This is a genomic window from Rathayibacter agropyri (assembly GCF_013249015.1).
In the GTDB taxonomy this organism is placed as follows: Bacteria; Actinomycetota; Actinomycetes; order Actinomycetales; family Microbacteriaceae; genus Rathayibacter; species Rathayibacter agropyri.
Map to the genome: position 1 here is coordinate 71,587 of NZ_JABRPL010000002.1, position 17,659 is coordinate 89,245.

Genomic DNA, 17,659 nt, shown 5'->3' on the forward strand with positions numbered 1-17,659 from the left:
GACTTTTTCCAGCAGACGCCCGCAGCCTCTGCCTACCTGCTGAAAGAGGACAATGGGCGGCATGACGAACACGGAGGAGCGGACCGCCGCTCAGACGCCCGACCCCGCTGCCGCCCCGCGCCCCCGCGCCACCTCGAACCGCTCCACGACCCCCGCCTCCGACCGCTTCCGCGCCTTCATCGCCTCCGGCTGGGCCAAGCACGAGGAGCCGTTACCTGCCCCGCGTGAACAGGCGTCGTTCGCCACCGCGCGCCGTGAACGCCTGTCAAACCTGCACAGCGGCGTCCGGCTCATCGTGCCCGCGGGCCGGCTCAAGCAGCGCGCAAACGACACCGACTACCCGTTCCGCGCGCACTCAGCGTTCACCTGGCTCACCGGGTGGGGCTCCGACTCCGAGCCCGGCGCGGTCCTGGTGCTCGAGCCGGCCGAGTCGGGGCACCGCACGACGCTGTACTTCCGCGAGCGGGCCGGCCGCGACTCCGACGAGTTCTACGCCAACTCCGAGATCGGTGAATTCTGGATCGGCCCGCGCCCGTCACTCGCGCAGGTCGCGAGCGACCTCGGACTCGAGACGCGCGGCATCGACGAACTCGACGCCGTCCTCGCCTCGAGCGACGGCGTTCCCGTCGCCCTGCTACGCGAGGCCGATCCGCTGGTCGCCGAACGACTGACCGCGGGCGACGCCGACGAGCGGGCCGAGCGCGACGCCGCGTTTGAGCGGGACATCGCCGAGCTGCGCCTCGTGAAGGACACCTACGAAATTGCCGAACTGCGCGCCGCGGTCGGGGCGACCGGCCGGGGCTTTGAGGATGTCCTGGCCGACCTGCCGCGCATCATTGCGCACGAGCGCGGCGAGCGTCTGATCGAAGGAGTCTTCTCCGGACGAGCCCGCGCCGACGGCAACGCGGTCGGCTACGACACCATCGCAGCGGCGGGCCCGCACGCCTGCATCCTGCACTGGACCCGCAACGACGGGCCCGTGCGTCCCGGCGAGCTCGTGCTGCTCGACGCCGGCGTCGAGCAAGAGAGCTACTACACCGCGGACATCACCCGCACCTTCCCGGTCACCGGCCAGTACTCCGAGGCGCAGCGGCGAGTGCACGAGACGGTCCGGGAGGCGGCCGACGCGGCCTTCGCGATCGTCCGGCCCGGAATCCGATTCCGCGAAGTGCATGCCGCGGCAATGGCGGTAATCGCCCGCCGCACCGCCGAGTGGGGCCTGCTACCGGTCAGTGCCGAGGAGGCGCTCGAGTCCGACAACCAGCAGCACCGCCGATACATGGTCCACGGCACCAGCCACCACCTCGGACTCGACGTCCACGACTGCGCGAAGGCGCGACGCGAGATGTATCTGGACGGAGTGGTCGAGGAGGGCATGGTCTTCACAATCGAGCCCGGACTCTACTTCCAGCCCGATGACCTCACCGTCCCGGAAGACCTCCGCGGCATCGGCGTCCGGATCGAGGACGACATCCTCGTCACCGCCGACGGCGCCGAAAACCTCTCGGCGGGCATCCCCCGCACGGCCGATGACATCGAGGCGTGGATGGCGCGGCTGGCCCGCTGAGCCGCCCGGGCGGGACGAGAGGGACCGGCGTTCACCATTGCGCCTCTCGTCCACGAGGATACGGACGACTGAGGGCTTAGGCCGCAAGCGCGTCAACCCCCGTCGCTTCGAGAAGCCCCCCGAGGAGAGTGGCGAGCTGACCGTGCGGCGCCTCGGGATCCTCCGGGTGCCACTGCACCCCGAGAAGGGGTGCGCGGCCGTGCTCGACCGCCTCGACCACTCCGTCATCGGCGCGGGCAACGACGCGAAGACCCGGCGCGAGCACATCAACGGCCTGGTGATGGGCGCTCTGCACGGCCAGCCGACCTGCCCCGAAGAGGCCGCCGAGCGTGGACTCGGCCACGAGCTCGACCTCGTGCCGGTGCATGCGCTGGTGCGCGGGACCCGCGGCGTTCACGTGCGCCGCCTCGGGGCCGAGATCTTGCACCAGCGTTCCGCCGAGCGCGACGTTGACGATCTGCAATCCGCGGCAGATGCCCAGGAGCGGGGTGCGCCGAACCAGCGCGCGGTGCACGAGCGCGATCTGCGCGGCATCGGCCCGCTCGGCATGCGACCCCTCCGCGGGGTAGCCGCGCCGAGCGCCGTAGTTCTCGGGGGCGATGTCCTCGCCGCCCGCCAGGACCAGCGCGTCGGCGTCGGCGGTCCGCGCAAGCAGCTCCGCGCTCCCGAGATCCTCTGCTGCGTAGCGCTGAGCCGCCCAGCCGTGCTCGCGGGCGAGGGTCAGGATCCGCCCGTTCAGGATCTGCACGTAAGCGTGGTACTCCTCGCGGCCGGGCCGCGCGCGGGCGACCTCGACGATGGCGAGCGAGCGGGTCATGGCTCCATCCTGCGCACGGAAGTAACGACGGGCGACTCCGCATGTCACACGCGGTCACACTCCGGCCGTACGATCGCGGGATGAGCGCGCCACCCCCGTCCCTCTCGGAGCGCCTAGACCGCGTGCGAGCCGACGTCTCCGCGCTCGCCGCGACCACGCCGGAGCGACAGGTCCGCCCCCTCCGCGAGGCGACAGAGCTAGCAGCCGGCGGACGGGAGGATGCGGGCTCGCTGCTGGACGCGGTCGAGGCGCTCGTCGCGCTCCTCACCCGCGCCCAGACGCAGCTCAGCGGAGTCGAGCGCTCGATCCGCGAGGATCTGGAGCGGGCGGTAACCCTTTCGCGCCTGCGCACCTCTGCGCAACTCGCCTCCGCTGCCGACGTCGCCACCGCATGCTCCACCGCACGCTCCCTCCTGCTGGATGCGGACGAAGCCCGCACGGCCGGTGCCCGCCACGACCCGGCCGCTCTGCTGGTCCTCCTCCTCGACGCGGATGCCGCGCTGGACCCGGTGGTGGCCGGTTATCGCGAGCCGCGCGCGCAGGCCGAGCGCCAGCTGCTCCTCCTCGAAGCGGCGCGCACCGCGGCCCACCTGAGTACCGGGGCGGTGACACTCCTGACGGCCGTGCACCGCGAGCGCATCACACCAGCGCCGCGGATTCTGGCGGAGGAGACACACGCGCAACTCGACAGCGCGGCACGCCGAGCCGCAGCCGACCCAGCAGTCGCTCTCGAGCAGGCCCGGGCAGCCGCGGATCGGGCACGATCGGCTCTCGACGAGGCTCTCGTCGACCTCGACGGCCCTCTGGCGCCACCAGCCGCCCTACCCGGCAGTGCGCCCGGCGCCTGAGCGAGGAGGCGTGGCGGGGCGTGCCATAGTGAAACACATGGCCTCCTTCCTTGTCGTCCCCCAGTGGCAGGGCTCGGCGTCGACCCGTGCGATGCGCCTCGTCGACGGAGCCGAAGCAATCCGGGGCGATCTGCCGTCGTCCGCCACCACCACTGTCGAGGTACCCGCCGAGGCCGGTGATGCTCAAGACACCGGAGTCCGCCGCTATGCCTCCGTCGCCGCGACCGCCGAGCGGATGCGCGAGGCGCTCGCCGGGCGGTCCGAACCTGTGATCACGATCGGTGGTGACTGCGGCGTCGAGTTCGCGGCAATCGGCCACGCGGTGCGTACCAGGCCGGGGCCCGTGGCGCTTGTCTGGCTCGACGCTCACCCCGATGCGCACACTCCCGAGTCGTCGGTGAGCGGCGCCTTTTGCGGGATGGTCCTCGCGGCGGTGCTCGGACGCGGTGTCGGTCTTCTCGTTCCCTCCGCTGACGAGCGGGTCGCCGCCGAGCAGGTAGTGCTCGCGGGCGTCCGCGCCGCCGACGCCGGCGAACTCACGCCGCTGCTCGAGCGGGGCGCGATCGCTCTCGACGCCGACGCTGTCGATCCGGAGGCTCTCGTCGCTGCGGTCGAGGCGACCGGCGCCACCTCCGTCTATGTGCACATCGACCTCGACGTGCTCGATCCGGCCGATCTTGCTGGCCTGTTCGATCCGGTGCCGTTCGGCGTCCCCGCCTCCCGACTCGTCGCGACCCTCGACGCGCTGCGGGCCCGTTTCCCGCTCGCGGGCGCCGGAGTTACCTCGTTCGCCCCGTCCTCCCCCGTCGCGGCGGAGGACGACCTGCCGACCATCCTGCGGATCCTCGGCGCCCTGTCTCGCGGAGTCTGAGCGAAGGGCTGGGACTCGAGCCTGGCACCTCGCGGAAGAATCACCCTTCAGCACCAACTCTCGATCGCCGGGTGCTGCCGAGCGCGCCCAGGACAATGCTCCGCTCGCTGCGCAAGCCCCGGCGGGTGTCAGTGGCACCCGGCAAGATAGTCGAAGGCGAGCGGACGGAGGGACGATGAGCGACGAGCGACCGCGGGTGCGGATCGAGCGGCAGGGTCCCGTCCTGGCGATCGTGCTGAGTCGTCCCGACAAGCGCAACGCCGCCGACATCCGCCTCCTCTCCGAACTCGCCGCCGCTTACGGCGAACTCGACCGCGATCCTGATGTGCGTGCGGGAGTCGTCCTCGCCGAGGGCAAGCACTTCACCGCCGGTCTCGACCTCGCCGACATCGGCCCGCGCATCGGCACCGGCGGCCTCGACTTCGTCCCCGAGGGCGGCCTCGATCCCTGGGGGCTGCTGACCCGCCCGGTCGCGAAACCCGTCGTCATTGGTCTCCAGGGCACCTGCCTCACCCTCGGCATCGAGCTGGCGCTCGCGAGCGACGTGGTCATTGCCGAGGAGTCCACCACCTTCGGGCAGATCGAGGTGTCCCGCGGAATTCTGCCGTTCGGCGGCGCCACCCTCCGCTTCCCGCGGGCGGCCGGCTGGGGCAACGCGATGCGCTGGATCCTCACGGGAGACCTCTTCGACGCCGCCGAGGCGCACCGCATCGGCCTCGTCCAGGAGGTGGTCCCGGACGGCACCGTCGCCGAGGCCGCCCACGCGCTCGCTGCCCGCATCGCCGCCCAGGCTCCGCTCGCGGTCCAGGCGGCTCTCGCGAACGCCCGGCTCGCGGTCGTCGCCTCCGACGCCGAGGCCGCCGCTGCTCTCCCCGCCGAACTCGTCCGCCTGGTCGGTTCAGACGACGCCCGCATCGGCACCGAGGCGTTCCTCAGCCGGACGACCGCAGAGTTCACCGGCCGATGAGCAACGAGGGCGCCACAGCAAGCGTGCAGGATTCGACCGCCCTCGAGGCACAGCTCGACCGAGCCGCGCAGCAGCTCGAGATCCGGCTGCGCTATGGCGACCAAATCTGGGAACTGCGCGAGGTCGACCACTTCGCCGTCTTCTCCCGGCGCAGCGTCGCCCGGCGCGCGGGGCGCATCCTCGTCGCCTCCGGCTACCAGATCGCGATCTCCCGCCTCGGCCTGCGCTGGATACTCGTCGCCAGCCACCACGCGGCGGTCGATGAGGAGTCGACCAGCGCGTTCCTGCGGCAGGTGATCAGCGCCGTCGAGGGCGAGGGCGGCCGGTACGACAGTTGGCGCGCCGAGATCGTACCGGCGCACTGATGCGCACGATGCCGAGCGGCGTCTGCCCGCTCCCCGCAGCCACGGGGCGCAGCGCCCCCGATTCCCCCAGCCCCCAATTCCCCAGCCCCCAATTCCCCCAGGAGAGATCATGACCAGCAGCCCGACCGCCGACGAGTTCGACCTGATCGTCATCGGAGCCGGACCCGTCGGTGAGAACATCGCCGACCGCGCTGTCCAGGGCGGACTGAGCGCCGCGATCATCGAGAGCGAACTCGTCGGCGGCGAATGCTCCTACTGGGCCTGCATGCCGTCGAAGGCCCTGCTCCGGGCGCCGATGGCGCTGCGCGCGGCGCGCGACCTGCCCGGCGCCGCGCAAGCGGTCACCGGAGGCATCGACGTCGCCGCGCTACTCGAGCACCGCGACTCCGTCACCAGCCACTTCGACGATCACGGCCAGGCGCAGTGGCTCGAGAGCGCAGGAATCGAACTCGTCCGAGGCCACGGACGCCTGAGCGGAGAGCGCGAGGTGACCGTGACCGGCAGCGAGGGCGATGTCCGCGTCCTCCGTGCTCGCTCGGCCGTGGCGGTCGCCACCGGCACCACCGCCGTCGTCCCGGACATCCCCGGTCTGCGCGCAGTCTCGCCGTGGACGAGCCGCGAGGCGACCTCGGCGGAGGAGGTGCCGCCGCGGCTCGTGATCATCGGCGGCGGAGTCGTCGCCTGCGAGATGGCCACGGCCTACGCGGGCCTCGGCTCCTCCGTCACCCTGATCGCCCGGAGCGGACTGCTGTCGCCGTTCGAGCCGTTCGCCGGGGAGCTGGTCGGCTCGGCGCTCAGCCAGCTCGGCGTCGATGTCCGCCTCGGTGATTCCCCTGTCGTTGTCGAGCGCCGATCCGGCACCGTCGCCGTCACTCTCGACGGCGGAGACGTGATCGAGGCCGACGAGATCCTCGCCGCCACCGGTCGTGCGCCGCACACCCGAGACGTCGGCCTCGACACGGTCGGTCTCGAGCCCGGCTCCGCTCTCTCGGTCGATGACACTTTGCTCGTGCTCGGCGCCGACGGTGCGCCCCTCGGTGGCGAGCGCCCGTGGCTCTACGGAGTCGGCGACGTCAACCACCGCGCGTTACTCACCCACCAGGGCAAGTACCAGGCCCGCGCAGCGGGAGACGTGATCGTCGCGCGCGCCACCGGCGCCAAGGTGAACGACGCACCGTGGGGCGCCCACGTCGCGACCGCCGACCACGAGGCCGTCCCGCAGGTCGTCTTCACCGATCCCGAGGTCGCTTCCGTGGGCCTCACCGCCGCGGCTGCTGAGAAGGCCGGCTATCGCATCCGCGTCGTTGATTACGAGATTGGCTCCGTCGCCGGGGCCTCCCTCGCCGCGGTCGGCTACACCGGAACCGCAAGGATGGTCGTGGACGAGGAACGGAAGGTCGTTCTTGGAGTGACCTTCGTCGGCAAGGAGGTCGGCGAGCTGATCCACTCGGCGACCGTCGCAGTCGTCGGCGAGGTGCCGCTCTCGCGCCTCTGGCATGCCGTCCCCTCCTATCCGACCATCAGCGAGGTCTGGCTGCGCCTGCTCGAGACCTACGGGCGCGGCAGCGCGTGAGCGCCCTCCGCCGTGCCGTCTCGAGGGTCGCCCTCGATCCGGCGATCACCCGACCCGGCTATCTCTTCGCCTGCGCGGTCGGACTCGCCTGGGGCGCCCTCTGGAGCACCGGCACCATCCGGCGCAGCCACGGGCTCGTCGTCTTCACCGGACTCCCCGCCTGGGCGTTCGGTCGCGGCGGCTCCTGCGTGGGGACGAGTTACCTGACGGGCACGAACGTGTCCGTGCGCGTCCTCGAGCACGAGGCCGTGCACAAGGGGCAGTGGCAGCACTACGGGATGTGGTTCCCGTTTGTCTATACCGCGGCGGGTCGCGATCCGCTGCGCAATCGATTCGAGATCGAGGCAGGCCTCGAGAAGGGCGGGTATCTCCGTGGTCACTGACATGACAGGACGCGTGGTCGTCGTCACCGGAGCCAGCTCCGGCATCGGCCGGGTCGCGGCCGGCGCGCTGGCCGCAGCGGGCGCCAGCGTCGCGGTGGTCGGGCGTAACCCCGAGCGCACGCGTGCGGTCGCGGCCGACGTCGGCGGAGAGGCGTTTCTCGCCGACTTCGATCGGCTCGATGAGGTCCGGGCTCTCGCCGACGGCCTGCTCGAGCGCTACGAGCGGATCGACGTGCTCGCCAATAACGCGGGCGGCCTAGTGTCGACCCGGGCCGACACGGTCGACGGCTACGAGCGGACGATCCAGAGCAACCACCTGGCGCCGTTCCTTCTCACCCGCCTCCTGCTCCCCCGGATGATCGAGACCTCGCAGGAACGGGCCGGTGTGCGCGTGGTGTCGACCGCGAGCGTCGCGAACCGCTTTGGCCGGCTCCGCCTCGACGATCTCGACAGCCGTCGCGGTCCGTGGCTCGGCGGCTGGCGCGCGTACGGGACGTCCAAGCTCGTGACGATTCTGTTCATTCGGGAGCTGGCTGAGCGGCTGCTGACGACCGCGGTCGACGCTTACTCGTTCCATCCGGGTGTCGTCTCGACTAACTTCGGGTCGGACAGCGTGTTGATGAAGACGATGGCAAGCCTGTCGATCGGGTCCTTCGGCATCTCCGCCGAGGCCGGGGCCGTGCCGTTGATCACGCTTGCCTCCGAGCCAGACGTGGGCGCCGCGAGCGGCACCTACTTCGACCAGCTCACGCCGCACGGCTCCCTCAACCCGCAAGCACGCGACCGCGCCCTCGCCCACGACCTCTGGAACCTCTCCAGCCGCCTCGTCGGCGTCTCCCCTACCCTCTTCTGAGCTCGCCCGCGATCCAGGCTCCATCCGCCCCGTCCCCCGTCCCCCGTGCGCCACGTACCGGGCCGCCGCCTCCCCGCCGGTGACTCGCCCTCTAGTTCGACTCAGGGCGGCCGCTGCGCCAATACCCCATGAACGCCACTCGTCTGCGGTCGAGCCCCAGTTCGGTGACGAGGCAGCGGCGGATAAGCTTCACCGCGCCGGCCTCCCCGGCGATCCAGGCGTAGAGACCGGGGTCGCTGCTTTCCTCCGGGACCTCCCAGAGGATCCCGCTGTCGATGTCGACGTCGGAGACCTCGACCCCGCGGTGGTGCGCCGTGAGGAAGCGGGTCGCCCAGAAGCGCACCGCGCCACCAAGTGCAGCGCCCGGTGCCGCGGCCGGTTCACGGACGATCCAGGTCACGCTCACACCTGCCGGATGACGCAGCGGGAGCCGGTCAAGCGCCGTCGGCACTTCGAGGAACGCCGCTCCACTCGCCTGCTCGCCGAGGCTCTCGAGGATCGCGGCGATGGCGGGGACAGCCGTCTCGTCACCGGCGAGCAGGAGCGACGTCGCTGCTCCGGGGTGGAATTCGACGCCGCCACCCGGTAGCTCGGAGCGGGTATCGGGGGCGATGATCACGATCTGTTGGCCGACCCTGGCCGACTCCGCCCAAGCGGAGGCGGGCCCAGTGTCGCCGTGCGCCGCGAAGTCAACATCGACTTCGGCGAGTTCGGGACGGGTCGCGCGGATGGTGTAGGTGCGGAGCGGGTTGCGCAGCTCATCGGGCAGGTCGCGCCAGCGGGTGTACCAGTCAGGAGCGAGCCCGTCGGGTCCGTCCTCGTCCGCGACGGAGGCCATGAACTCCTCGGCCCCCGAGGTCGCGGTCGGCACCACGAGCTTGATCCTCTGGTCGGGCCCCACGCAGCGAACGCAGTGGAGATCGGCGCCGGTGAGGGTGACCCGGACGAAGTGGGGGGCGATTCTGGTCGCGCGGGCGACGGTCGCGAGGTAAGGCCGGTAGGCCGGGCGCGCGCGGGCGGAGGTCGTCGAAGGCATCGGTTCGTCTCGCTCGGAGGTCGGATTCTCGGACGTCGGGTTCAGCGGGCCGGGTTCAGCGGGCCGGGTTCAGCGGGCCGCGTGCTCGGCCGAGACGCGCAGCCGTGCCTCGATGTCGGTCGCGAGCTCGTCAATGACAGGTCCGGCCCCGCCGATCCAGGCGCAGAAGTCGTGCCGCGCGTCGGCCCACGGGTAGTCGCGATCGACCACGCACATCTCGCCCGTCCACGCGCGGACGGCCCGGTCGAGGACGACTCCTCGGGAGCGGGGCTCACCGATTCCGGCGCGACCGAGCCAGGTGACGCAGACCCGGCCCGGAGCCGAGAGCGGCGGCAGACCTCGCGCGTCATCAACCTCGATGAACACCTGGCCGCGGGCGTTTGCGGGCAGCGCGTCGAGGATGCTCTGGATCCACGGCACAACGGTCTCGTCGCCCGCAATCAGGTACTGCTTCACGTCGACCGGCGCGGAGCCGTCGCGGTCCTCGAACATGCACATCGCCTTCAAGTATAGGCAAGGCTTACCTCAGTGCCTAGGCTGCGACCCTGATCATCCGCCGGGCACCCTCACCACTGGGGCGGATGCCGCCGCTGCCAGCGCGTCCGCCGCTCGAGCTGGGCGCCGATCGCGAGCAGCGTCGCCTCCCCACCGGGGCGGCCGATGAGCTGGACCCCCATCGGGAGTCCCGCCTCGGTCGTGCTCAGCGGCAGGGTGATCGCGGGGAGCCCGGTGACGTTCACGAACGAGGTGTAGGGCGTGTACAGCACCTGCTGTTCGAAGTTGCGCTCGGGATCCTCGAGGTCATACCAACCGACCGGTCGCGGCGTCATCGCCAGCGACGGGGTGAGGATCGCGTCGAAGCCGGCGAAGGCGGCGATCACCGAGCGCTCGTAGGCCGAGAGCCAGCCCGCTGCCTCGACGATCTCGCGGGCGGAGTGGCGGCGCCCCTCCTCGATCAGCCAGCGCGTCAGCGGCTCCAGCAGGTCGAGGTCCGCTCCCTCGACGGGAAGGGTCGCCGCACCGCTCTGCCACAGCATCCGGAAGGCCGCAGGATACGCGGCGCTCGGCGGCAGTGCCGCCTCCTCGAGCCCGTGGCCGAGCGCGTTCAGTGCCGCGATGCCCTCCTCCAGTGCGGCGCGAGCCTCGGGCGCCAGGACGATCTCGTACTCCTCGTCCCAGGGCGAGGCCGTCACGACACCGATCTGGAAGCGGCCCTCCCCTCGCACCGCCGCGCCGAGGAAGGATCCGTCACCGTCACCGGGGGCGCCCAGCGACCAGCGCTGCGGGAGGCGGCCGTTCTGCCGCTCGAGCATCCCCTCCAGCAGCAGCCCAGCGTCCGCGACGGAGCGGGCGAGGGGACCGGCGACCGTGAGACCGCCGACGCCGCCGATCCCCGAGAGCGCAGCCACCCGCCCACGCGATGGCTTCACGCCGACCAGCCCGCAGGCCGCCGCAGGGATTCGGATCGAGCCCCCGCCGTCGGACGCGGGAGCGAAGGGGAGCAGGCCGGCCGCGACGGCGACCGCCGCGCCTCCGCTCGATCCCCCCGCGCCGAGCCGGGTGTCCCACGGGGTCACCGCCGGCGGTCCGATGCGGGTCTCGGTGTACGAGGGCATGCCGAACTCCGACGCGGCTGTCGTGCCGAGGCTGACGGCTCCCGCAGCGTCGAGCACCTCGACGATCTCGTCGGAGGCGGTGGGCACGTGATGCTCACACAGTCGGGAGCCGAAGGTGGTGCGCACTCCGGCGCGGCGCCAGAGATCCTTGTCGCCGCTGGGCAGGCCCCAGAGCGGCGCGGTGCGCGCCAGGTCGTCGGAGGAGAGGGACGCTGCACGTTCGCGGGCAGCCTCCGGAGTCACCGTGGTGAAGGCACCGAGTTCGCCGTTCCAGCGCTCAATCCGAGCGAGATAGTGGTCGACGAGTTCGAGCGGAGTGATGTCGCCGCGCTGCAGCCAGTCCCACTGCTCCTGAGCGCTGAGATGGTGGAGTTCGAACATGGAACGACCCTATTCCGCCGCTTGTGGGAGTCGACAGAACAGGGTCGCGGGTACTCAGGCGGCGCGACTCCCGCTGTCGTCGGCGCCCAGCCGACTGCCGGCAGGGACCACGGTGTCGCGGTCCACGCGCGCTCCTGTGGCGATGACGGCCGAGCCGCCGATGCGCGAGTAGCTCCCGATGCGGGCCCCTGGTCCGACGACCGCTTCGGGACCGACGTGCACGTTCGCGCCGATAAAGGCGCTGTGCCCAATCATCGCGTCGCGGTCGACCCAGCTACCGGCGCCGATCCACGCCCGCTCGCCGACCGTCGCACCTGGCTCGACGTAGGCGCCCGTCTCGATATAGGCGGACGCGGACACGCGCGAGCCGGGAGCAACCATGCCGCGCCCGTTCGCGTGCCGACGGTAAACGATCTCTCCGTCGCCACCACGCGCGCCTCGTCCCTTAGTCGTCCCTGTTCCTGCCATCTGCCTCTGGCCCCTCCGAAGTCTCCTGTGGACGGGCTCGTCGCCCTGTCCGTCATCGGTAGACAACAGCGGCCCACCCTCCGGAATTCCCCGTTCGGGGGGTCGGAGGTGGGCGGTCGCGATCACTCCACAGCGTCGGCGACCGCGGTGACAACGGCACGGAAGCGCTCAGGCGCTTCCCGGATCCGCCGCCGAGCCAGCACTCCGGCCAACGCCGAGGACGCGGACGACGCGACAAGCTCACACTCGACCCGGCTGCCCTCCTCGTCCTCGAGCACTCGCCACTGCTCGACGCCCAGCACCGGGAAGCGCCGCTCCAGACCATTCCCTCGGCGCTCGTAGACGGCGTCCTCAGCCGCGAGCACGTCGGCGAGAGCGACGAGCACCGGGGTGGGATCGGCGTGGAGGACGGAGGCCAGGGCGAGGAGGCTGCGCACGGGCGCAGTCTCGCACGTCGGATCGTCAGGAGCGGGAATCGAGCACCCGCCGCAACCAGTCGTAGGAGGCCTTGGGCACCCGGTCCTGACTTCGCGCATCGAGGGCCACCAGGCCGTGTGGCCGGGTGTACCCGTGCTGCCACTCGAAAGCGTCCACCAGCGTCCAGAGCTGCACGGCTTCGACCAGGAGACCGTCGTGCACCGCCTCCGCCAGGGCCGCGAGGTGTGCGCCGAGCCAGCGGATGCGCTCGGTGTCGACGATCGCTCCCTCTCGGTCCGGCTCGTCGGGGTAGCTTGCGCCAAGGGCCGTAACGACCAGCGGAGGAAGGGCCTCGCCGTAGCGCTCGACGAGCGACCGCAGCACCGAGACGACGGCCCAGGGCGCCACCGGCGAACCGTCTCCCGTGCGGTCCAGCTCCGGCCAGGCGACGGTGTGGAACGGCAGCACCGGTGGCGCCCCGACCCCGATCGGCGCCGCCGGATCGCGGCCCGAGGCGATGCGCTGTGGCGGTAGCGGCGCGACCGCGTAGAAATCGAGCGGAGCCGCGATGCGCGCGAGGTCGACCGGGTCGGCCTGCGCGAGGGGCCCGAGGAAGGGCGGCAACTCCTCAGGGCCCTCGGGGTACGCCCCCGTCAGCACAGCATCGGCGACGAGACGGTTACGGAGCACATCGGCCAGAGCAGCCCAGGCCCGATCGTGCTCGTCATCCGAGGCGGCCTCGACAGGTGCGAGGGCGTCGACGATCCCGATCCTCCCGCCCACTTCGGCTGCCCGCAGGGCCTCGAGGGCGACGCCGTGGCCCAGTAGCTGATGGTGCAGCGCGGGCAGGGCGCTGAAAAGGCGACCCGCGGCGGGCGCGTGACGCGTGAGGGCGTAGCCCTCGAGCATCACGGTGGAGGGCGAGTCGAGCGTGATCCAGTCGGCAACCCGGTCGCCAAGCCGAGGGCCGAGTTCGAAGGCCAGGTCTCCGAAGCGGAACGCCGTGTCGCGGTTCATCCAGCCACCGCTGAGCGCCGAGGGCGTGTCGCGGTGGTGCAGCGTCAGCGCGACGCGCAGGCCCGCCTCGGCGAGCGCGTCGAGCAGCCGGTCGTAGAAGCCCAGGCCGCCGCGGTCGACCGGCCCCCGTCCGTCCGGCTGCACCCGCGACCAGGAAATCGAAAGCCGCAGCTCATCGACACCGAGGTCGACCAGCAGCGCGAGGTCCTCGCGCCAGCGCAGGAGGAAGTCGGTTGCGATCTCGGGCGTCGCTTCCTCGGCGATCGTCCCGCGTCGCAGAGCGAAGTCGTCCCAGACCGATCGGCCCCGCCCGCCCGCCTCGAGCGACCCCTCTGTCTGGAAGGCGCTCTGAGCCAGGCCGATCCGCATCCCGGGTGGGAGGATCCTCCCCAGCTCGCGTGGATCGTCGAAGCGCGCGGCCTCGGCCCGCATCTGTCGCCGATTGCGCCCCCGCGCCTCGTCTTCGCGCATGGTCTGTCCTCCGTCGTGTCGTGGCCGGGTATATTCTCGCGGAAGCGCTCTCCCGCACTCTTCGCGCTCCCCCATCCGGGTGAACCTCCTCCTCCGATGGGTGGACTTCCGGTAACGCCGGTGCGGCGCGCTTGACACCGCCCCCGTGCGCCCGTCCAATTGACGCATCGTGAAATCGGGCGTCGACGTGGCAGTACCGGGGGGTCCATCGGTCGCACCGGTGCCCCAGCTGCGCCGATCCCGGAGGAGCACCGCCGCACTCCTGCTGGTCCTCCTCGCCGTCGTCGCCTCGGCCTCGGGCCTCGCCGCGCCCGCCGCCCAGGCTGCGACCGTGGCGATCACCGCACCCGCGGCAGGCACCGTCCTCTCCACCGACACGACCACAGTCACCGGCACCGCGACCGCTGGCAACCAGGTGCAGGTTGGGCTGCGCGGCGGCAACGATCCGCTCTGCATCACGACCACCGGCACGGACGGCCGCTGGAGCTGCGTCGTGACACTGAAGGACGGTCCTGCGACGCTCGTCGCCGTGGAACTCCTCGCCGCGGGCGGCACCAGCTCGGCCGCGATCGACATTGCGGTCCTGAGCGCTCCGGTCATCCAGTCCGTCGACGGCTCCGCCACCTCGGCCGGCTCCGTGCGCGGCACCGCCTACCCCCGCGCAAGCGTCGCGGCGGTCTCGAACGGCGGCGCATCCTGCCTCGCCACCGCGGATTCGAGCGGCGCCTGGTTCTGCCAGCTCACTCCCACTCCGGCTCCCGGCAGCTACCGGATCACCGCGACCCAGACCGCGTCGTTCGCGGGGAGCACGGCCTCTCCGGCGAGCGCGCCGGTCACGCTCGTCGTCGACACGGTCGCTCCGTCCGCGCCAGCTTTGGGCTCACCGACGAGCGGAGCCACGCTGCCGCTGACCGGGGCCACCTACTCCGGAACCGGCACCGACGGCACCCGCGCCTACGTGTACGTCGACCGCGTGAACACGTGCGACGCGGCCGTCGCGTCCGGTGCGTGGAGCTGCACGGGTGGGACGATCGCGTCCGGCGCGCACCGCGTCTCGGTCATCGCGGGCGACAGCGCAGGCAACTACAGCCCACCGAGCCCGTGGATCGACGTGACCTTCGCGGCTGCGACCGCTGCTCCCTCCGACCCACCGACAACGCCACCCGCCACCCCCGGCACCACTCCCTCGGTACCGCGCACGAATCCCGCGCCCGCGCCCGGCACAGCGTCGCCGCCACCGACCGCAACTCCGACGCCTGCTCGACCCGGCCAGGCGGCGCCCGCTCCGCAGGCCGAGCCGAGAAGCGAGCCGACGCCGACACCCGCGCCCGGTCCGATCGAGCAGCCCCCGTCTTCCCCCGCCCCGGCACCCGATGCCGGTTCGGCCCCCGGCGGCTGGAACTCGGCGACCGGGATGACCACAGCGCTCTCGACGGGGTCCCCGATCATGTCGATAGCAGACTGGATGCGATCGCTCGCTCTCGCGCTGCTCTCCCTCGCCCTCGTGGTGGTGCCCGCACGCCTCGCCGCCGCCGGCCGCGCTCCGCACGCTGTCCGCACCTGGCGCCTGACCGGCCGTAACCGCGCCGCGGTCGAGTATGACGACAAGCCAGACACCGGCCCGATCTCGCCGCGCCTGATGGTGGTCGGGATGATCGGCTGCGCCGCCGGTTTAGCCCTGCTCTCGGGGCGCGTCGATAATCAGCCCGCTTATCTTCGGTTGCTGATCGCCGTGATCATCGCGGTTGCTCTCGTCAACGCGGTCGCCGCGGGAGTGCCCGCGGTCATCGGTCGTCGTCTCGGCATTCCAGTGATCGGCGTCGTCGCCGCCCCGCGCTCTCTGATCCTGGTCGCCGCCGCCGCGCTCCTCTCGCGGTTCGCCGGCCTCGACCCGGCCTTCCTCTTTGGCGTGGTGATCGGACTCGTCCTGCCTGCGGGAGCCTCCGCCTCCGCCCGCGCGAAACTCGCTACCGTGCGGGTCATCTCACTACTCGCCCTCGCGGGCCTGGCCTGGGGCGCCTGTGCACTCGTGCCCCTTGACGGATCGTTCGGGGCCGTCCTCTCCGCCGAGGTACTCAACGCGACGACGTTGATCTCAGTGGGTTCAAGCGTGGTGCTGCTGTTCCCGGTGGGGCGGCCGGCCGGGCGGAGCATCGTGACGTGGTCCCCGCTGCTCTGGCTGGGTCTGACCCTGCTTGCCACAACGGTGCTGTTCGTGCTGCTCACTCCGACCATCGCCGCGTGGTCGACCGACGGCGGGGCCGGGCCAGTGCTGTTTGCGGTCGTCGCGTTTACCGCGGTCTGCACGTCGATCTGGGCCTGGCGGCGCTTCGTCGATTCGGAGTAGCAGCCCGGCTCAGCCGATCGAGACCGACTCGTCGAGGTCGTCGTCGGGCAGCGAGTCGGCCACCGCGCTCACTGTGAGCTCACGGAGCGTCGCGATCCCGCCGTAGACCCCGAGGAACGCGGTGTCAGCCGCATCCCGCCCGGTCGCGATGCGGACCAGGCTGGAGCGCGGAGCGAGCGTCGTCGCGTCGACCACGCGCCACTCCCCCTCGACCCAGGCCTCGGCAACCGCATGAAAGTCCATGGGCTGCAACCCGGGCGCGTAGACGGCGGCGAGGCGCGCGGGGACGTCAAGGGCGCGGAGCAGAGCAACGACGAGGTGCGCGAAGTCGCGGCACACGCCCCGGCGCGCGAGCAGGGTCCGCTCCGCGCCGTCGGTCGGCAGGCTCGACCCGGCCACGTACGCCAGTCGGGTGCCGACCCACGAGCTGACCGCCGTCAGCAGGCTCTGGCCAGAGAGCCCAGCAAACTCCGCACGCGCAGTGGCCCAGAGCACGTCCGACTCGGCGTACCGGCTCGGCCGCAGGTAGCGCAGGCGGTCCACCTCCTCTCCCGCGAGGGGAGCGAGGCGGCCCCAGATACGTGCGGAGTAGTCGACGACGAGGTGCCCGACGGGCGCATCAAGCACATGCAGCCGAGTGCCGTGCTGGTCGAGCACCTCGCGCGGCGCGAGCGGACGCCCGTCGACGCTCAGAGCCAGAGTCTCGACGGCCCCGTACGCCTCCGCCACAGCGACCGAGAGCACGAGAGCCGCCGGAGCCGCGACGTCGAGGGTGAGACGGACCGAGACATCGCGCTGCATGCGGGCTCTTCTCTTCGTGAGGGTCGGCGGCTCTGCGGGTCTTTTCGTGAGGGTCTGAGGATCAGGGACCCTGCTCGCCCTTCGGCCGCGGGGTCGGTGCGGCGTCCGGCTCCTGGACCAGCTGAAGACCGCCGGAGGAGTTCGCAGAAGCGGTCAACAGATCGATCCAGGTGCGGTTGATCGAGGGGACGCGGCTGCCAAAGTACTTGAAGTACAGCGGGACGGAGGGGTCGAGCCAGATACTGGAGCGCCCATCACCAACCGCAGGGTCGTCGCGCCACGAGAAGAAGAAGCTCTCGCGGCGGCGCAACTTGTTCGCGATGACGATCTGAACGTGCGTGAGCGTGCGGTCGTCGAACTCGATCTCGACGCCCGAGGCTCCGTAGAGCAGCTTCCCCATGGGGGCCTCCCCGCCGCCCGTTGCCGGGCGGTGCTTGACGGTGCCCGCGGGCACGAGAAGCGGGAAGCCGTTCGGGATGCCCGCCGTGAACCGGGCGGATCGTCGTCCGGACCCGCGTCCGGACGTGCAACCGCCTGGCGACGACTCTATGCGAGGTGGCGCGGGAGCGGAGGGTCGACACTCTATTCCCGCACGGTCCTCGGTCGACAGCTGTTCGTCACCGAGGTTCAGAACCCCGGATAGGCCGCCGACGCCGCCGACAGCGCATCTCAACCCCGGTGACAGACACGTCGGCCCGGCGGACGCGCCGGAATGGCGCCCGGCGATGTCGGAGGTCGGACGCCGCGCCGCAGAGGTGCCCCCACTGGGACTCGAACCCAGACTGAAACGATTTTAAGTCGTCTGCCTCTGCCGATTGGGCTATGGGGGCGACCCTGGAAGGCGCGAACTCTCGCGCCTCC

General features: G+C 71.5%; 18 protein-coding genes and 1 tRNA gene. 9 read left to right on the top strand and 10 right to left on the bottom strand.

Translation table 11 applies throughout. From position 1 onward, the window contains the following. Nucleotides 1-61 precede the first annotated feature (61 nt). Nucleotides 62-1,567, top strand: coding sequence for an aminopeptidase P family protein (locus HRF29_RS05920; RefSeq protein ID WP_246226784.1), 1,506 nt, complete (start codon nucleotides 62-64; stop codon nucleotides 1,565-1,567). Nucleotides 1,568-1,643: 76 nt separating this feature from the next. On the opposite strand, the gene HRF29_RS05925 is transcribed toward HRF29_RS05920, so the two are convergent. Continuing rightward, the gene (locus HRF29_RS05925) at nucleotides 1,644-2,384 is read right to left on the bottom strand and encodes a gamma-glutamyl-gamma-aminobutyrate hydrolase family protein (RefSeq protein ID WP_173246225.1); all 741 of its coding nucleotides are present in this window, start codon (nucleotides 2,382-2,384) and stop codon (nucleotides 1,644-1,646) included. Between the two features lie 80 nt (nucleotides 2,385-2,464). On the opposite strand from HRF29_RS05925, the gene HRF29_RS05930 reads away from it, so the two are divergent. From HRF29_RS05930 to HRF29_RS05960, 7 genes are all read left to right on the top strand, one after another. Beyond that, on the top strand, nucleotides 2,465-3,232 hold the full coding sequence (locus HRF29_RS05930) for a hypothetical protein (RefSeq protein ID WP_173246228.1): 768 nt from the start codon (nucleotides 2,465-2,467) through the stop codon (nucleotides 3,230-3,232). Between the two features lie 37 nt (nucleotides 3,233-3,269). Continuing rightward, nucleotides 3,270-4,103: an arginase family protein gene (locus HRF29_RS05935; protein ID WP_173246231.1), complete on the top strand. Its 834-nt coding sequence runs from the start codon at nucleotides 3,270-3,272 to the stop codon at nucleotides 4,101-4,103. 175 nt (nucleotides 4,104-4,278) lie between these two features. Further along, nucleotides 4,279-5,070, top strand: coding sequence for a crotonase/enoyl-CoA hydratase family protein (locus HRF29_RS05940; RefSeq protein ID WP_173246234.1), 792 nt, complete (start codon nucleotides 4,279-4,281; stop codon nucleotides 5,068-5,070). Then, nucleotides 5,067-5,435 carry a ribonuclease E inhibitor RraB gene (locus HRF29_RS05945; protein ID WP_173246237.1) on the top strand — a complete coding sequence of 123 codons (369 nt, stop codon included), beginning with the start codon at nucleotides 5,067-5,069 and terminating at the stop codon, nucleotides 5,433-5,435. The genes HRF29_RS05940 and HRF29_RS05945 overlap by 4 nt, the downstream gene beginning before the upstream one ends. Nucleotides 5,436-5,544: 109 nt before the next feature. Beyond that, nucleotides 5,545-7,008, top strand: a complete 1,464-nt coding sequence (locus HRF29_RS05950; protein WP_173246240.1) for a dihydrolipoyl dehydrogenase family protein — start codon at nucleotides 5,545-5,547, stop codon at nucleotides 7,006-7,008. Beyond that, the gene (locus HRF29_RS05955) at nucleotides 7,005-7,391 is read left to right on the top strand and encodes a Fe-S oxidoreductase (RefSeq protein WP_173246243.1); all 387 of its coding nucleotides are present in this window, start codon (nucleotides 7,005-7,007) and stop codon (nucleotides 7,389-7,391) included. The genes HRF29_RS05950 and HRF29_RS05955 overlap by 4 nt, the downstream gene beginning before the upstream one ends. A 1-nt stretch (nucleotide 7,392) precedes the next feature. Further along, a complete protein-coding gene (locus HRF29_RS05960) occupies nucleotides 7,393-8,244 on the top strand; it encodes an SDR family NAD(P)-dependent oxidoreductase (RefSeq protein ID WP_173246246.1) in 852 nt (283 codons plus the stop codon). 91 nt (nucleotides 8,245-8,335) lie between these two features. Here HRF29_RS05960 and HRF29_RS05965 read toward each other — a convergent pair whose 3' ends face one another. The 6 genes from HRF29_RS05965 to HRF29_RS05990 all read right to left on the bottom strand — a co-directional run bounded on the left by HRF29_RS05965 (nucleotide 8,336) and on the right by HRF29_RS05990 (nucleotide 13,650). Then, nucleotides 8,336-9,280 (bottom strand): siderophore-interacting protein, encoded by a 945-nt coding sequence (locus tag HRF29_RS05965; protein ID WP_173246250.1) that lies wholly within the window; start codon nucleotides 9,278-9,280, stop codon nucleotides 8,336-8,338. Nucleotides 9,281-9,349: 69 nt separating this feature from the next. Next, on the bottom strand, nucleotides 9,350-9,772 hold the full coding sequence (locus tag HRF29_RS05970; RefSeq protein WP_173246253.1) for an SIP domain-containing protein: 423 nt from the start codon (nucleotides 9,770-9,772) through the stop codon (nucleotides 9,350-9,352). Between the two features lie 74 nt (nucleotides 9,773-9,846). After that, complete coding sequence (locus tag HRF29_RS05975; RefSeq protein WP_173246256.1) at nucleotides 9,847-11,277, bottom strand: amidase; 1,431 nt, start codon at nucleotides 11,275-11,277, stop codon at nucleotides 9,847-9,849. 54 nt (nucleotides 11,278-11,331) lie between these two features. Next, nucleotides 11,332-11,658 carry an LbetaH domain-containing protein gene (locus tag HRF29_RS05980; RefSeq protein ID WP_173246268.1) on the bottom strand — a complete coding sequence of 109 codons (327 nt, stop codon included), beginning with the start codon at nucleotides 11,656-11,658 and terminating at the stop codon, nucleotides 11,332-11,334. A gap of 209 nt (nucleotides 11,659-11,867) precedes the next feature. Then, nucleotides 11,868-12,182 carry a hypothetical protein gene (locus HRF29_RS05985; protein WP_173246271.1) on the bottom strand — a complete coding sequence of 105 codons (315 nt, stop codon included), beginning with the start codon at nucleotides 12,180-12,182 and terminating at the stop codon, nucleotides 11,868-11,870. Nucleotides 12,183-12,207: 25 nt separating this feature from the next. Then, nucleotides 12,208-13,650 carry a glycoside hydrolase family 1 protein gene (locus tag HRF29_RS05990; RefSeq protein WP_173246274.1) on the bottom strand — a complete coding sequence of 481 codons (1,443 nt, stop codon included), beginning with the start codon at nucleotides 13,648-13,650 and terminating at the stop codon, nucleotides 12,208-12,210. A 220-nt stretch (nucleotides 13,651-13,870) separates the two neighbouring features. Between HRF29_RS05990 and HRF29_RS05995 the strand changes: the two genes are divergently transcribed. Further along, complete coding sequence (locus HRF29_RS05995; RefSeq protein WP_173246277.1) at nucleotides 13,871-15,997, top strand: hypothetical protein; 2,127 nt, start codon at nucleotides 13,871-13,873, stop codon at nucleotides 15,995-15,997. A gap of 9 nt (nucleotides 15,998-16,006) precedes the next feature. On the opposite strand, the gene HRF29_RS06000 is transcribed toward HRF29_RS05995, so the two are convergent. The 3 genes from HRF29_RS06000 to HRF29_RS06010 all read right to left on the bottom strand — a co-directional run bounded on the left by HRF29_RS06000 (nucleotide 16,007) and on the right by HRF29_RS06010 (nucleotide 17,628). Beyond that, nucleotides 16,007-16,798: a transglutaminase-like domain-containing protein gene (locus HRF29_RS06000; RefSeq protein WP_173246281.1), complete on the bottom strand. Its 792-nt coding sequence runs from the start codon at nucleotides 16,796-16,798 to the stop codon at nucleotides 16,007-16,009. Nucleotides 16,799-16,859: 61 nt separating this feature from the next. Continuing rightward, on the bottom strand, nucleotides 16,860-17,198 hold the full coding sequence (locus HRF29_RS06005; protein WP_173246283.1) for a DUF7882 family protein: 339 nt from the start codon (nucleotides 17,196-17,198) through the stop codon (nucleotides 16,860-16,862). A gap of 356 nt (nucleotides 17,199-17,554) precedes the next feature. Then, nucleotides 17,555-17,628: transfer RNA gene (locus HRF29_RS06010), tRNA-Leu, on the bottom strand. Between the last annotated feature and the right edge of the window lie 31 nt (nucleotides 17,629-17,659).